We start from the raw sequence: 13,309 nt of genomic DNA on the forward strand, positions 1-13,309 counted from the left end.
TTGTGAAGTTACTCCGCGTCAGCGGATGTGTCCAGAGTTGACCAGTTGTTCAAACGCATGACTGATTCGGGCCGGGCAGGAAAGTATCGAGAGGGTTGTCGCGGGCAGTGGCCATCGAAGACGGGCGGTGCCCGCCTTCGATGACGTGGGAACGTGTCGGCCAACGGTTACTGAGAGGCCTTGATCGAAATCCAGCGTGAGGCATGCATGTCGAGCGCGTTGTTGTCCCAGCCGGAAAGCCCGGGCTTGACCAGGTTGCGTGCTGCATAGGTATAGATCGGTGCCAGCGGGTAGTCGGCCAGCGCCATCTTCTCGGCGCGCTGCATCATGTCACGGCGCTTGTCACTGTCGAGCTCGCGGTCGGATTGCGTGATCAGCTCACTGTACTCGTCGTTTTGATAGTCACCGTAGTTGTTGGTTTCCGCCGACAGCAGCTGCAGGAAGTTCTGCGCGTCGTCATAGCTTGAAATCCACGCCGCGCGGGCCACCTGAAAATCGCCCTGCATCAGATCCGAGTAGTGCACGTTGGCTTCACTGTTGCGCATTTCGACATTGACGCCCAGCGGCTTCCACATGGCCGCAACCGCCACGGCAATGCGCTGATGCTCATCACCGGAGTTGTAGCGCAGGGTCAGGTTGAGCGGCTTGTCGGGGCCGTAACCGGCTTCCTTCATGAGCTCACGAGCATGGTTCATGCGCGTGTCCATATCGTCTTCAAGACCTGGCTGAGCGGCCGGGGTGTAGTTGCTGACCCCGGGCGGCACCAATGATGTGGAGGGCGTCACGGCCCCGTCGAGAAGCTTTTCGCTGATGATGTCGCGACGGATGGCCAATGAGAGCGCCTCGCGTACCCGCTTGTCGGCGACCGGTGAGCCGTCGCGCAGGTTGAAGACGTAGTAGTAGCTGCCCAGCGACGGGGTGATCCTGACGGCATCGGGAATCTGCTGCTCAAGCCACTGATAACGCGCGGCAGGGAAGTCGCGCAGGATATCGAGTTCGCCGGCACGAAAGCGTGAAATACCGGCATTCTTGTCCTCGATGGGGTAGTAGTTCACCCCCTCGAGCGAGACCTTGTCGGCGTCATGAAACTCGGGGTTTTTGACCGTATCGAGCTCCGAGTTGGAAATCCAGCGCACCGGTTTGAAAGCGCCATTGACCACGATGTTGTCCGGCTGGCTCCATTTGTCTCCCTTGTCATCCACGACATGCTCGGGGATCGGGTAGCCAAACGGCAGCACCAGCGTCTTGAGAAAATAGGCGGCGGGTTGTTCAAGCTGGATCACCAGCGTATGGCCATTGTCGCGGCTTTCTACCCCCAGGGTGTCGAGTTTTGCCTCGCCTGCGTTGATCTTTTGCGCGTTCACGACCGGATAGAGCCGGTGGGCGTAGTTGGACGCGGTTTTCGGGTCGACCTGGTAGCGCAGGGCAAAGACAAAGTCATCGGCCGTGACCGGCTCGCCATCTGACCAGCGGGCATCCTCGCGCAGGTGGAAGGTGTAGGTCCTGCCATCGTCGCTGGTCTCCCACGAGGTCGCCACGCCCGGGATGATCTGTCCCTGGGCGTCAATGGCCACTAGCCCCTCGAAGATATCGCGCAGCACGTCTTCTTCCCAGACGCCGCCGGTGACACGGGCCGGGTCCAGTGAGGCCGGGTCGCCGCTGATGCCAACATTGAGCGTGGCGGCAGTGGCCAGTGGTGCGCCCAGCGACAGCCCGGCGGCCCCCAGCAGTGCAAGCGTTACTTTTTTCATGACGTTTCCCTGAAGGTTTTATTGTCAACGCGACAACGACGCGTCCTTGAAAGATCACAGCCCGGGGCAAAAGTGTCAAAGCAGGGCATATAACCATTTCCGACATTTTTATTCCCGAATCAGGATAAGGACACGGGCGGCGGATGACGGGCAGGTGGTGCTTTGGCTACAATAACGCCCTTGTTTTTCAACTCTCATGCGATGTCGGTGTTTTGACGCCTGCGTCCTGTCCGAGCGAGATACCATGCAGGAATTGACCCCCATTCATCATATCCTCAAGGACCTGTCCGAACGGACAGACGTCCTGAGGGGGTATCTTTGACTATGCCGAACGCAAGGACCGCCTCGAGGAAGTAACGCGCGAGCTGGAAAATCCCAACGTCTGGAATGACCCGGAGCATGCCCAGAAGCTGGGACGCGAACGGGCACAGCTTGAGGATATCGTGACCACGCTCGACGCGCTGGAAAGCGGTGTGCGTGACAACGGCGAACTCTATGAGCTGGCGCACATGGAAGAGGACGAGGAAACCATGACGGAAATTCGTCGTGACCTCGAAAGCTTCGAAACGCAGTTGGCCAAGCTCGAATTTCGCCGCATGTTTGCCGGCGAGATGGACCCCAATAACGCCTACATGGATATCCAGGCCGGCTCCGGCGGTACCGAGGCGCAGGACTGGGCCAACATCCTGTTGCGCATGTATCTGCGCTGGGCCGAGCATCACGGCTTCAAGGCGGAAATCTCCGAGATTTCCGCCGGCGATGTGGCAGGCATCAAGTCAGCCACCCTCCACGTTCAGGGTGACTACGCCTTTGGCTGGCTGCGCACTGAAACCGGCGTGCATCGTCTGGTCAGAAAGAGCCCATTCGATTCGGGCGGCCGACGCCATACGTCGTTCGCCTCGGTCTTTCTCTCTCCCGAGATCGATGACAGCTTTGAGGTCGATATCAACCCGGCCGATCTGCGCGTGGATACCTATCGCTCCTCGGGTGCCGGCGGTCAGCACGTCAACACCACCGACTCGGCGGTGCGCATTACCCACGAGCCCAGCGGTGTCGTGGTGTCATGTCAGACCCAGCGCAGCCAGCATGCCAACCGCGATTTTGCGATGAAACAGCTCAAGGCGAAGCTCTGGGAGCTGGAGATGCAGCGCCGCAGCGCCGAGAAACAGCAGGCCGAAGACTCCAAGTCCGACATCGGCTGGGGCAGCCAGATCCGCTCCTACGTGCTCGATGACCAGCGCATCAAGGATCTGCGTACCGGCGTGCAGACCAGTAACTGTGAGCGGGTGCTCGACGGCGATCTGGATCAGTTCATCGAGGCCAGTCTCAAGCAGGGGCTTTGATCGGAAGAGACGTTTTGAAGAGACGACTTCCGACCGGCAGGCTCGTTTTGCAGCATCGCGTGTTTCCGGCACGACCAGTGCCGGGCATGAGCCGTGTCAGACATGCGTGTCCGGCATGGGTATCAGACATGAACCGCAGGCTGTCACGAGCCTGTCATTGACGGTTATTTTCAATAGGCAAGGTAATGGCGAATCAGGATCAGCAGGCAGGCAGCGAACACGAAGAGAACCATCTGATCGCCGAGCGGCGGGCAAAGCTTGCCGCTCGCCGCGAGAAGGCCGGTGCAGAGGGCGGCAGTGCCTTCCCCAATGATCTGCGCCGCGACAGTCTGGCAGCGGATCTGCAGGCAGAACTCGGCGAGCACGACAAGGAAGCGCTGGAGTCGCTGGGGCGTCAGGCGGCCGTCGCCGGGCGCATCATGCGAAAGCGTGGCCCCTTTATCGTCATTCAGGACGCCTCCGGACAGATCCAGCTCTATGTGGATAAAAAGGGGTTGCCTCAGGAGGTGCTTGAAGACATCAAGGGCTGGGACATTGGCGATATCGTCTTTGGCCAGGGCCCGGTACATAAGTCCGGCAAGGGCGATCTCTATGTGATGATGGAGAGTGCCCGTCTTCTGACCAAAAGCCTGCGCCCGCTGCCGGACAAGTTCCACGGCCTGACCGATCAGGAAGCCCGCTATCGTCAGCGCTATGTGGATCTGATCATGAATCCGGAGGTGCGCGATACCTTCCGCATTCGCGCCGCCGTCATCAGCGCCATTCGTCAGTTCTTCACCGAGCGTGACTTCATGGAAGTCGAAACGCCGATGCTGCAGCCGATTCCCGGCGGTGCCACGGCGCGCCCGTTTGTGACCCATCACAATGCGCTGGATATCGACATGTATCTGCGCATCGCGCCCGAGCTGTATCTCAAGCGTCTGGTGGTGGGGGGCTTTGAGCGGGTCTTCGAGATCAACCGCAACTTCCGCAATGAAGGGCTCTCGACCCGGCACAATCCAGAATTCACCATGCTCGAATTCTACTGGGCCTATGTCGATTATCATGACCTGATCGATCTGACCGAGTCGCTGGTGCGCTTTGCCGCCGAAAAGGCCGTGGGCACCACCCTGATCAACTATCAGGGCACCGAGGTTGACCTCTCTCAGCCCTTTGACCGCCTCACCATGCGCGAGTCGATCCTGAGGTACGGGCAGGGAATCGAGTCAGCCGAGCTGGATGATCTCGAGCGCGCCACGGCACTGGCCGGACGACTGGGGATCGAGGTCAAGCCGGGCTGGGGCCTTGGCAAGCTGCAGACCGAGATCTTTGAGGAAGTTGCCGAACATCGCCTCGAGCGACCGACCTTTATCACCGAGTATCCGGCCGAGGTCAGCCCGCTGGCGCGTCGCAACGACGCCAATCCGTTCGTGACCGACCGCTTCGAGTTCTTCGTGGGCGGGCGCGAGATCGCCAACGGCTTCTCCGAGCTCAATGACGCCGAGGATCAGGCTGAACGCTTTGCCGCCCAAGTGGCCGAGAAGGACGCCGGTGATGTCGAGGCGATGTACTATGACGCCGACTATGTGCGTGCGCTCGAGTATGGGTTGCCGCCGACGGCAGGCGAGGGTATCGGCATCGACCGGCTGGTCATGCTGCTGGCGGATGCCCCCTCCATTCGCGATGTGCTGCTGTTCCCGGCCATGCGCCCGGAAGCCGAGTAAATCGCGACGGCCGACAGGCTCTGGCCGCCCGATGTGCGTCAATGCCCGGATGAGTCATGGCATTGGCGCGCTCGGGCGCCCATACTTGGGCGCTTGAACAGGATTTCCACCAGCCCGAACCGGGAGAGTTGCAATGAAACTGGTGAACCGCTCTGCACTTAGCGTGCGTCCCAGACAGGCCTTTGTAGACTGGATCAATTCGCTGGAAGCGACCGAGGGTGAGGATGATCTCACGCTTGAGGATGCCGAGCGCGAAAGTACCATCTACCTCATTCCCGAGATGGATACGGAAGATGCGCTGCGGGCCTGCCTGCATGAACGCTTTGCCGATATCCTTGAAAACGAGCTGTCCGCCTGGGAAGAAAATTCCCGCCACTGGCCGGACATCAACGAAGTCACCTTTGAATTTTTCCTTCGTGTCGAGCACAGCTATCTATGCGTGGATCTGGACGAGGAAGTGGCCCTTGAGCGCAGCGATTTTGAAGATGATCTGCTGCTGGATACCGATGAGGTCTGATCATCCTGCGTTGAAATGACCCTGAGGCTTGCCCGGCATCATGGCCGGTGTGAGCTTTTTTACCCTGTTCCTGCTCTGCGTGCTCGCACGTTGTTTTGCACTGCCGGTAACTCCCCTTGAAAGCACTACTGTCCTGGCGTGAAGGTGATGATGGCCTGCCTCCGCGTCAGCGTATTCTGGCCATGATGGTCCTGATGTCGGGGTCGCTGATGGCGGTGCTCAATATCAACAGCGTCAATATCGCCCTGCCGACCATTGCCCGCGAACTGGGCGTCTCTTCTGCGGCTTCTGTCTGGATCATCAACGTCTATCAGCTGGTGGGTGCTGCCTCCATGCTGACCTTTGCAGCTCTGGGCTATCGCATCGGGCGCTATCGTCTTTATATCGGTGGCATGATTCTGTTCGTACTGACCTCGGTGATGTGCGCGCTGGCGCCCTCGCTGGGATGGCTGATTGTCTTTCGCGCCATTCAGGGGCTGGGCTCGGCGGCCATGATGAGCATCGGACCTTCCATGTATCGGGTGATCTTTCCCACCCGGCTGCTGGGGCAGGCGATGGGGCTGACCGCGCTGACCGTATCCCTGGCGGTTGCCGGTGGGCCGGCGCTGGGTGGGCTGGTGCTTTCCGTGGCGAGCTGGCCGTGGCTTTTCTGGATCAACGTGCCGCTGGGTGTGGCCGCCATCTGGCTGGCCATCCGTGCGCTGCCTCAGGAGCAGGGCAGCCGCTATCGGTTTGACGTGCTCGGCGCCGTGCTGTCCGCGGTGGGTCTGGGGGCCTTTGTCATCATGCTCGACAGCATTGCCGACATGTCGCGCTCAGGGACCGTACCGGTACTTCTGGCGGTGAGCGTGGCATCGCTGGCAGGGTTTATCTGGCGTCAGCGTCATTTTGAGAACCCGCTGCTGCCGCTGGTCATCTTTCGCGAGACGCGCTTTTCAATGGCGGTGATGACCTCGTTTTTCTCCTTTCTGGCTCAGAGCATGGCGTTTATCAGCCTGCCGTTTCTGTTTCAGAACGTGCAGGGCTACACGCCACTTGAATCCGCCTTCCTGTTCACGCCCTGGCCGCTGGGCGTCATGATCGGAGCGCCACTGGGTGGGCGGCTGGCCGACCGCTTCAGCCCGCCGATCATCTCATCAATAGGGCTTTTGCTGTTCATGGCGGGACTTGGGGGGCTGGCGCTTTTGGGGGATCAGCCCACAACGATCGATATCCTCTGGCGCAGCGCCCTGTGTGGACTGGGCTTTGGTCTTTACCAGGCTCCCAACAACCGTGAAATGATGGGATCACTGCCCAAGGCACGCAGTGGCAGTGCCTCCGGCGTGCTGGCCAGTGTGCGTACCTTTGGTCAGTCTGTTGGCGCCGCCTTGGTTGCACTGGTGCTTTCTGGAATAATGAATGCCACGATGGACAGTGCTGTCACGGTGAGCCTGGCCCTCTGGATGGGCATGGCCTCTGCCCTTGTGGCGCTGATACTGTCGGCGTCGCGAATATGCGTGCTAAAGCGTCAGCAGACCTGCTGAATGACCCTGCTGATCGTCGCCGTGATGCATACCTACCCACAATATCTGACGTGCCGGAGGTGATAACCCATGACAATTTCTTCGGTGGATACGCTTGAAGGCGCTGACATTGCGGCGCTGATCGAGCAGAAGCTGGCCATTTTTGAGCCGCAGTGGCTGAGCATCGAAAATGAAAGCTACAAGCATCACGTCCCGCCCAACTCACAGACGCACTTCAAGGTAACGCTGATTTCCGAGCAGTTTGAAGGCATGATGCCGGTCAAGCGCCATCAGCAGATCTATGCCGCACTCTCCGATGAGCTCGCAGGCCCGGTGCATGCGCTCGCCCTGCATCTTTATACGCCCGAGCAGTGGGAAGCGCGTGGCAATGCGCGGCCCGATTCGCCGAACTGTCGTGGCGGTGACGCCTAGTGTTGTTCAGATCTTGAGTCGTCGATATCGACTTCAGGCCTTCCTCACGGGAAGGCCTTTCAGATGGCACCCCTCCAACGGACGTTTTGTATGGTGACCGAGCGCGCGCGCCGACAATATCTTGAGACCATGGGCATTCACCTGTGGGTGGCCCGTCACCCGCTGCCCAACGCGCTGGCATCCTCTCTGCCGGAAGTGGAAGAGGTCGCGAGTAGTCGGGAGGCCCCGCTGGATCATCATCAGCGCCTGCACGCCCTGATCGATGAGTTCGACCGTCCCGAGAGCACGCCTGAACCAGCCACGCCTGTCCCGGAAGGGACGCCGCACGAGTCGATCAGGCCGGTACGTTCGATCAAGGCCCTGCTCGATACCGACACCAAAACCGACAGGGACCAGCAAAACGATGCCCCGGTGAACGCTCCGGCGGTGCGTTCTTCTGCGCCGGTCGTCGAGGAGGATGGTCCGGCGGTGGCGTCAGAGGTGGCTGTGCCTGTGACAAGGTCACCCCATGAGGCACTGCGTTTTTCGCTGCAGGTGGCGGCGCTTGATGGCCGCTGGCTGGTGCTGCTTATGCGTGATGACGCGCTGACCGCTCAGGAAGAAACGCTGCTGAATGCCATATTCCGGGCCGGGGGAGTCGAGCCTTCTGCACCGCTCTCCTGTCAGCGGTTTGGCTGGCCCATGATGGAAGGGTTGCCGGTCGATGACGCGCTTGATGAGGCGCGCCAGGGGTTCAAGGCCTTTCTGGCCGGGCGTCGTGCCCGCGGCTGGAACCCTGAGCGACTCCTGCTCTTTGGACAGCTTTCGGTGCTTGAAGAGGTGCTGGATGTGCAGGACGGGCGAAGCCGTGTTTTGGATCTACCGCTCTGGCAGGGGCCGGCACTTGAGTCACTGGATGAGGCGTCTGCGCGTCGGGCACTCTGGGCGGCGATGGGAGAGTGGCGCCGCTGGTGGCAGGTAGATGTTGAAGTGCAGCAAAGCGATGACGTCTGAGCCAATCAGTGATGTTGAAGCGCTGGCGGCACTGGACGCCCGTGCCAGAGGCCTTGATGCCTGGTCATTGGCCCGTTTCGAGGCGCTGAAAAGCGATCAGGGATACCAGTTGATGGGCATTGGCGATGACAGCACGCAGGCGCTGCTGGCCTTTGCCGTGTTCTCGGTGGGGCCCTTTGATCTTGAGCTTGAAATGATTGCGGTAGACCCGAGCCATCGGCGCCAGGGGCTGGCCGGTCAACTGATCGTTGCCATGATCGAGCAGGGAGAAGCGAAGGGGCTTGAGCGGGTGTTGCTGGAGGTGCGCGCCGGCAATGACGCGGCACAGGCACTCTACGAACGTCATGGTTTTGAGGTGGACGGGCGCCGGGCGGGTTATTACCCGCAAGCTTCAGGCGGGCGCGAGGACGCGATACTGATGTCGCGTCCTCTTGCACGCCAGGAGCAGGGCGCCGAAAGACCTGCTCAGTAGGAGGGGCTGGCGGCCTGTGCTTCCGGGGCCGGCGCAGTGCTGGCGTCGAGCTCACGGAAACGCTCCAGCAGACTGCCCAGACGGCTTTCCCACTGCTGACGTTCGTTTTTCAGACGCTCGTTTTCCTGACGCAGTTCGTCAAGCTCCATGCGCTGCATCTCGATGGTGTCAACGGCAGTATTGACGCGCTGTTCAAGCTGCTCGAAAAGTTCATTGCTCATGCTGTACTCCTGATACAGATATTAAGGCGAAGTGCCGCCCTGCATGGCCCGGATCGGGTGCCGGCGCGCGCGCAGGCCAGACTACGCGCGCCGGCGCGCGGCGGCAAGAGGGCGGCCCGGTTATTGGCCGCTTTCACGTCGATAAAGACGGGTGTGGCTGTCACCGGCCCGGGTCTCACGGATCAGTTGCCAGCCGGTGGGCAGTTGCAACATCAGGCCGGCCTCGGTTTCGACATGAATCAGGGCGCCCTCGCTCAGCCAGCCGTTCTGCTCCAGGCGTTGACAGCAGTCAGTGATCAGCTCCTGTCGAAAGGGCGGGTCGAGAAAGACCAGCTGAAAGGGTTGCGCCGGGCGCGTGTCCAGAAAGGCCTGTGCCCTTTGATGATGAACCGGCATCGCCACATCCAGCGTGGTCAGGTTCCGGGTGATCTGCTGGGCCACCTGGCGGTCGGCTTCGACGAAATGCACCTCTCCGGCGCCGCGGGAAAGCGCTTCGAGCCCCAGAGCACCCGTGCCGGCAAATAGATCGAGCACGCGAGTGCGGCTGTCGATCTCGGTCACCAGCCAGTTAAACAGGGTCTCGCGGACGCGATCCGGTGTTGGCCGCAGGCCCGGATGATCGAGTACGGGCAACAGGCGCCGACGAAATCGACCACCAATCAGTCTCAGACGGCCGCTGCCCGTGCGGGCCTTGCCCTGGCGTTGATCCTGTCCTGATGTGCCGTGCCGCTGTCGCCTCATGTGCCCTTAAAGCCTCGATAGGTAAAAATATGCTGCCGGTGCCGGTCCGTATGATTTACGGGAAACGCATCAATCATAGTCGGGTGTGCCATCCTTGGATGACGTGCACGGATTGTACCGGCGAGCAGTGCTTGAGTGGTAGGATGCGGTATCAAATGACGGCTCGACCGTCTTTTCCCGATGGATCAATCGCGACGATATAGCCCATGTTTGGTTTTTTTAAGCGCAAGAAGCAGCGCCGCGATCAGCAGGATCGCGAAGAGCAGCAGCAATTGGAGCAACAGGCGCAGACGCCTGAGTCCGATGTCACCGAAGAGAAGCCTCCAGAGCCGCCTGTGGAGGCGCGAGAAGTGCCCGTCGTCGAGGCTGAGCCGGAACCGGTAGTTGAGCGAGAGCCTGAGCCCGTCGTTGAACCCGAACCGGAACCTGTGATCGAACGTGAGCCTGAGCCTGAGCCTGTTGTCGAGACCGAGCCAGACCCCGTCGTTGAGCCCGAACCGGAACCTGTGGTCGAACGTGAGCCAGAGCCCGTCATCGAGCCCGAGCCGGAACCTGTGGTCGAACGTGAGCCCAGGCCCGTCATCGAGCCCGAACCGGAACCGGTAGTTGAGCGAGAGTCTGAGCCCGTTATCGAGCCCGAGCCAGAATTTGTCGTTGAGCCAGAACCGGTCGTCGATCCCGAGCCTGTTCAAAAGCATTCGTCTGATGTGTCCGCGCTACGTGAGACGCACGCCGAGCCGGCCCCGGAAGAGCTGGGGCCCGGTACCGCGTCAGAAGTCACAACGCCTGCACGTAACCGCGGTCGCGACAAGCCGCGTCGGGCCCGATATGACACGGCCGTTGAAGTTGGCCCTGAAACCGCGGATGAGCAAAGTGATATTGCCGGTGCCAAAAAGGGCTGGTTTTCACGCATGCGTCAGGGGCTTGGCAAGACCCGCTCCAACCTGACCGACGGTCTGGCAACGCTGCTGCTCGGCCACAAGGAAATTGACGATGATCTGCTGGAAGAGCTCGAAACGCAGCTTCTGATGGCGGATGTGGGCGTTGCGGCCACCAGCGACATCATGGCAAGCCTGGAAGAGCGTATCTCCCGGCGTGAGCTCAAAAATGTCGATGCTCTCTATAAGGCGCTGCAGGAAGAGCTGTCCAGAATGCTCGAGCCGGTGGCCAAACCGCTGCGCCTGCCGCCGAAGGGTGAAGGGCCGTTCGTGATTTTGATGGTGGGCGTCAATGGCGTGGGCAAGACCACGACCATTGGCAAGCTGACCCAGCGCTTTCAGCGTCAGGGCCGCAGCGTCATGCTGGCGGCAGGGGATACCTTTCGCGCGGCCGCCGTTGAGCAGCTACAGGTCTGGGGCGAACGCAACGATGTGCCGGTGATTGCCCAGCACACCGGCGCTGATAGTGCTTCCGTCATCTATGACGCGGTATCTGCGGCCAAGGCGCGCGGGATTGACGTGCTGATTGCCGATACGGCCGGCCGGTTGCACAACAAGGGCCATCTCATGGATGAGCTCAGCAAGGTGCAGCGTGTCATGGCGCGTCTGGACGCCCAGGCGCCTCATGAGGTCATGCTGGTCCTTGATGCCGGTACGGGCCAGAATGCGATTTCACAGGCAGAAACCTTTAACCAGGCGGTGCCCGTCACCGGTATTACCCTGACCAAGCTGGACGGTACGGCCAAGGGCGGCATCATCTTTGCCATTGCCAAGCAGCTGGGAACCCCCATTCGTTATATCGGGGTCGGGGAAACGCTGGATGACCTGCGACCCTTCGAGGCTGAAGACTTCGTGGGGGCTCTCTTTGACCGGGACGGCAGCTGATTTCTCATGGCCATGATCGAGTTTGCGCATGTCGGCAAGCGCTATGGCGGTCGTTTCGAGGCGCTGGCCGATCTTAACTTCACCGTGCAGCGCGGTGAAATGGTGTTTCTGACCGGTCACTCCGGTGCCGGGAAAAGTTCGGTCCTGCGCCTTCTCATGGCGCTGGAGCGGCCTTCCCGGGGCCGCATTGTCGTGGCCGGCCATGACATCACCAGCCTTCACGTGTCACAGATTCCGTTTTATCGGCGCCAGATCGGCGTGGTCTATCAAAACCACCGGCTGCTCTTTGATCGCAGCGTGTTCGATAACGTGGCCCTGCCGCTGATCATCCAGGGCGCCACGCCTCAGGATGCCCGGCGCCGGGTACATGCGGCACTGGACAAGATCGGTCTTTTGCATCGTGAAAAGGCGCTGCCCATCGAGCTTTCCGGCGGTGAGCAGCAGCGTGTCGGCATTGCCCGGGCCGTCGTGAACAAACCGGCCATGCTGCTGGCAGACGAGCCGACCGGTAATCTGGACCCGCAGCTGTCGGCCGATATCATGCGGCTTTTCGAGGACTTCAATCGCATCGGCACAACCGTCCTGCTGGCCAGTCACGATCTGGCGCTGATCGCCCGGCTCAGGCACCGGGTGCTCAAGCTGCGCGATGGCCGATTGATCGGTGATGAGGAGGCGGCATGAGCCAGAAACCACGTCGCCGCCCGGCCAGTAACGAGACGCGTCGCCCGGCACCCGACACCGATAAGTCGCGTCGGGGCGCACGTTCCCACCAGATCACCTTTGAAAGCCGCTCACGCGCCTGGCGTCGCCATCACGGACAGATGGCCGTGGACAGCCTTCAACGTCTGCGCCGTCGGCCGCTGTCTAGTCTCATGACCATGATGGCGATTGCCATCGCGATGGTATTGCCGGCAAGTCTCTGGCTGGCGCTGGGCAGTGCTCAGCTTCTGGACAGCAATCTGGATGACAGCGCCCGCATGACGCTCTACCTGAACCCGGCACTGTCGGAGTCGCAGGCCATGGACATTACCGATCAGGTGCGTGGGGAGCGCGATATCGCCTCGACCGAGCTGATCACGGCCGCCGCCGGCCTTGAAAGTTTTCAGCAGCGCTTGGGAATGAATGATGCCCTGGCCATGATGGATAATAATCCGTTGCCGGCGACCATTCTGGTACAGCCGCGCTCGCGCGACCCGAAGGCGGCGCAGGCGCTGGCCGAACGCCTTGGCAAAATCGATGGCGTGACGGATGCGCGTCTGGACATGGCCTGGCTTGAGCGACTGCGTCAGCTCAGTGAGCTGGGGCGTCGTGTCGTACTGGCCTTTGGCGTGCTGTTCGCCCTCGGCGTGCTGCTGGTGGTCGGCAATACCATACGACTGGCGGTCGAAAGCCGGCGTCAGGAGATTGAGGTGGTCACCCTGATTGGTGCCACGCATGCCTTTGTGCGACGCCCTTTTCTGTATGTCGGGGTCTGGTACGGACTGGGGGGCGGCATTCTGGCGCTGATTCTGCTGACGCTGGGGAGAGGGTGGTTATCGGCCCCCATCGATATGCTGGCCTCCGGGTTCGGCAGTCATTTCACTCTGCCGGGCATCGGGTTTGGCGGATCGGTTTTGTTGCTGATCTGTAGTACCATGCTGGGACTTGTAGGCGCATGGATTGCCGTCAGTCGCCATCTGGCAGACATCAGCCCGCGTTGAGATGATAAGCGCAATTGTTTGAGAAAGCCGTGACGCGGGAAACAAAGCACCTTTACCATGGTCTATAATGGTAGATAATTACCAGCCAGGGACCAGGGGAGACCGTTTAAA

Annotated in this window: 14 protein-coding genes; 10 read left to right on the plus strand and 4 right to left on the minus strand. The window is 60.7% G+C overall.

Features of this window, described 5'->3' with window-relative positions:
- Positions 1-167: 167 nt before the first annotated feature.
- The gene (locus tag KSP9073_RS10660; RefSeq protein ID WP_108842958.1) at positions 168-1,751 is read right to left on the minus strand and encodes a peptide ABC transporter substrate-binding protein; all 1,584 of its coding nucleotides are present in this window, start codon (positions 1,749-1,751) and stop codon (positions 168-170) included.
- 244 nt (positions 1,752-1,995) lie between these two features.
- Here KSP9073_RS10660 and prfB point away from each other — a divergent pair.
- The 7 genes from prfB (at position 1,996) to KSP9073_RS10695 (ending at position 8,713) form a co-directional block, all read left to right on the plus strand.
- Positions 1,996-3,094 (plus strand): peptide chain release factor 2 gene (gene prfB / locus KSP9073_RS10665; protein WP_108842959.1). Its coding sequence is split into 2 segments (ribosomal slippage): positions 1,996-2,070 and positions 2,072-3,094, totalling 1,098 coding nucleotides; the frame shifts between segments, so codons are not numbered across the junction.
- Between the two features lie 185 nt (positions 3,095-3,279).
- Positions 3,280-4,797 (plus strand): lysine--tRNA ligase, encoded by a 1,518-nt coding sequence (gene lysS, locus KSP9073_RS10670; RefSeq protein ID WP_108842960.1) that lies wholly within the window; start codon positions 3,280-3,282, stop codon positions 4,795-4,797.
- A 133-nt stretch (positions 4,798-4,930) separates the two neighbouring features.
- On the plus strand, positions 4,931-5,314 hold the full coding sequence (locus tag KSP9073_RS10675; protein ID WP_108842961.1) for a hypothetical protein: 384 nt from the start codon (positions 4,931-4,933) through the stop codon (positions 5,312-5,314).
- A 116-nt stretch (positions 5,315-5,430) separates the two neighbouring features.
- Complete coding sequence (locus KSP9073_RS10680) at positions 5,431-6,837, plus strand: DHA2 family efflux MFS transporter permease subunit (protein WP_243409199.1); 1,407 nt, start codon at positions 5,431-5,433, stop codon at positions 6,835-6,837.
- Between the two features lie 69 nt (positions 6,838-6,906).
- On the plus strand, positions 6,907-7,248 hold the full coding sequence (locus KSP9073_RS10685; protein WP_108842962.1) for a BolA family protein: 342 nt from the start codon (positions 6,907-6,909) through the stop codon (positions 7,246-7,248).
- Between the two features lie 90 nt (positions 7,249-7,338).
- Positions 7,339-8,241 (plus strand): hypothetical protein, encoded by a 903-nt coding sequence (locus tag KSP9073_RS10690; protein ID WP_108842963.1) that lies wholly within the window; start codon positions 7,339-7,341, stop codon positions 8,239-8,241.
- Positions 8,231-8,713: a GNAT family N-acetyltransferase gene (locus KSP9073_RS10695; RefSeq protein ID WP_165814226.1), complete on the plus strand. Its 483-nt coding sequence runs from the start codon at positions 8,231-8,233 to the stop codon at positions 8,711-8,713. Before KSP9073_RS10690 ends, KSP9073_RS10695 begins: the two co-directional genes overlap by 11 nt.
- Here the strand turns inward: KSP9073_RS10695 and KSP9073_RS10700 are convergent.
- From KSP9073_RS10700 to KSP9073_RS17970, 3 genes are all read right to left on the minus strand, one after another.
- A complete protein-coding gene (locus KSP9073_RS10700; protein WP_108842965.1) occupies positions 8,707-8,934 on the minus strand; it encodes a cell division protein ZapB in 228 nt (75 codons plus the stop codon). The genes KSP9073_RS10695 and KSP9073_RS10700 overlap by 7 nt on opposite strands.
- 120 nt (positions 8,935-9,054) lie before the next feature.
- Positions 9,055-9,675 (minus strand): 16S rRNA (guanine(966)-N(2))-methyltransferase RsmD, encoded by a 621-nt coding sequence (gene rsmD / locus KSP9073_RS10705; RefSeq protein ID WP_108842966.1) that lies wholly within the window; start codon positions 9,673-9,675, stop codon positions 9,055-9,057.
- Between the two features lie 185 nt (positions 9,676-9,860).
- The gene (locus KSP9073_RS17970) at positions 9,861-10,373 is read right to left on the minus strand and encodes a hypothetical protein (RefSeq protein WP_243409248.1); all 513 of its coding nucleotides are present in this window, start codon (positions 10,371-10,373) and stop codon (positions 9,861-9,863) included.
- Here KSP9073_RS17970 and ftsY point away from each other — a divergent pair.
- The 3 genes from ftsY to ftsX are packed head-to-tail and all read left to right on the plus strand — an operon-like array spanning position 10,257 to position 13,198.
- Positions 10,257-11,498 (plus strand): signal recognition particle-docking protein FtsY, encoded by a 1,242-nt coding sequence (gene ftsY / locus KSP9073_RS10710; RefSeq protein ID WP_243409242.1) that lies wholly within the window; start codon positions 10,257-10,259, stop codon positions 11,496-11,498. The genes KSP9073_RS17970 and ftsY overlap by 117 nt on opposite strands.
- Positions 11,499-11,510: 12 nt before the next feature.
- Positions 11,511-12,179 carry a cell division ATP-binding protein FtsE gene (ftsE, locus tag KSP9073_RS10715; RefSeq protein WP_108843384.1) on the plus strand — a complete coding sequence of 223 codons (669 nt, stop codon included), beginning with the start codon at positions 11,511-11,513 and terminating at the stop codon, positions 12,177-12,179.
- Entirely contained in the window at positions 12,176-13,198 is a 1,023-nt protein-coding gene (gene ftsX, locus KSP9073_RS10720; protein WP_108842968.1) for a permease-like cell division protein FtsX, read from the plus strand. Before ftsE ends, ftsX begins: the two co-directional genes overlap by 4 nt.
- The last annotated feature ends 111 nt before the right edge of the window (positions 13,199-13,309 follow it).

Origin of the sequence: Kushneria phyllosphaerae (assembly GCF_900312995.1) — a bacterium.
GTDB classification, from domain to species: Bacteria; Pseudomonadota; Gammaproteobacteria; order Pseudomonadales; family Halomonadaceae; genus Kushneria; species Kushneria phyllosphaerae.

Excerpts from the sequence above, each read along its gene's own strand:
- KSP9073_RS10675 (WP_108842961.1), top strand. The coding sequence starts at position 4,931 with ATGAAACTGGTGAACCGCTCTGCACTTAGCGTGCGTCCCAGACAGGCC.
- KSP9073_RS10700 (WP_108842965.1), bottom strand. The coding sequence starts at position 8,934 with ATGAGCAATGAACTTTTCGAGCAGCTTGAACAGCGCGTCAATACTGCC.
- KSP9073_RS17970 (WP_243409248.1), bottom strand. The coding sequence starts at position 10,373 with ATGCTTTTGAACAGGCTCGGGATCGACGACCGGTTCTGGCTCAACGAC.
- KSP9073_RS10690 (WP_108842963.1), top strand. The coding sequence starts at position 7,339 with ATGGTGACCGAGCGCGCGCGCCGACAATATCTTGAGACCATGGGCATT.
- KSP9073_RS10685 (WP_108842962.1), top strand. The coding sequence starts at position 6,907 with ATGACAATTTCTTCGGTGGATACGCTTGAAGGCGCTGACATTGCGGCG.
- KSP9073_RS10660 (WP_108842958.1), bottom strand. The coding sequence starts at position 1,751 with ATGAAAAAAGTAACGCTTGCACTGCTGGGGGCCGCCGGGCTGTCGCTG.
- KSP9073_RS10695 (WP_165814226.1), top strand. The coding sequence starts at position 8,231 with ATGACGTCTGAGCCAATCAGTGATGTTGAAGCGCTGGCGGCACTGGAC.
- ftsX (WP_108842968.1), top strand. The coding sequence starts at position 12,176 with ATGAGCCAGAAACCACGTCGCCGCCCGGCCAGTAACGAGACGCGTCGC.
- rsmD (WP_108842966.1), bottom strand. The coding sequence starts at position 9,675 with ATGAGGCGACAGCGGCACGGCACATCAGGACAGGATCAACGCCAGGGC.
- ftsE (WP_108843384.1), top strand. The coding sequence starts at position 11,511 with ATGATCGAGTTTGCGCATGTCGGCAAGCGCTATGGCGGTCGTTTCGAG.
- lysS (WP_108842960.1), top strand. The coding sequence starts at position 3,280 with ATGGCGAATCAGGATCAGCAGGCAGGCAGCGAACACGAAGAGAACCAT.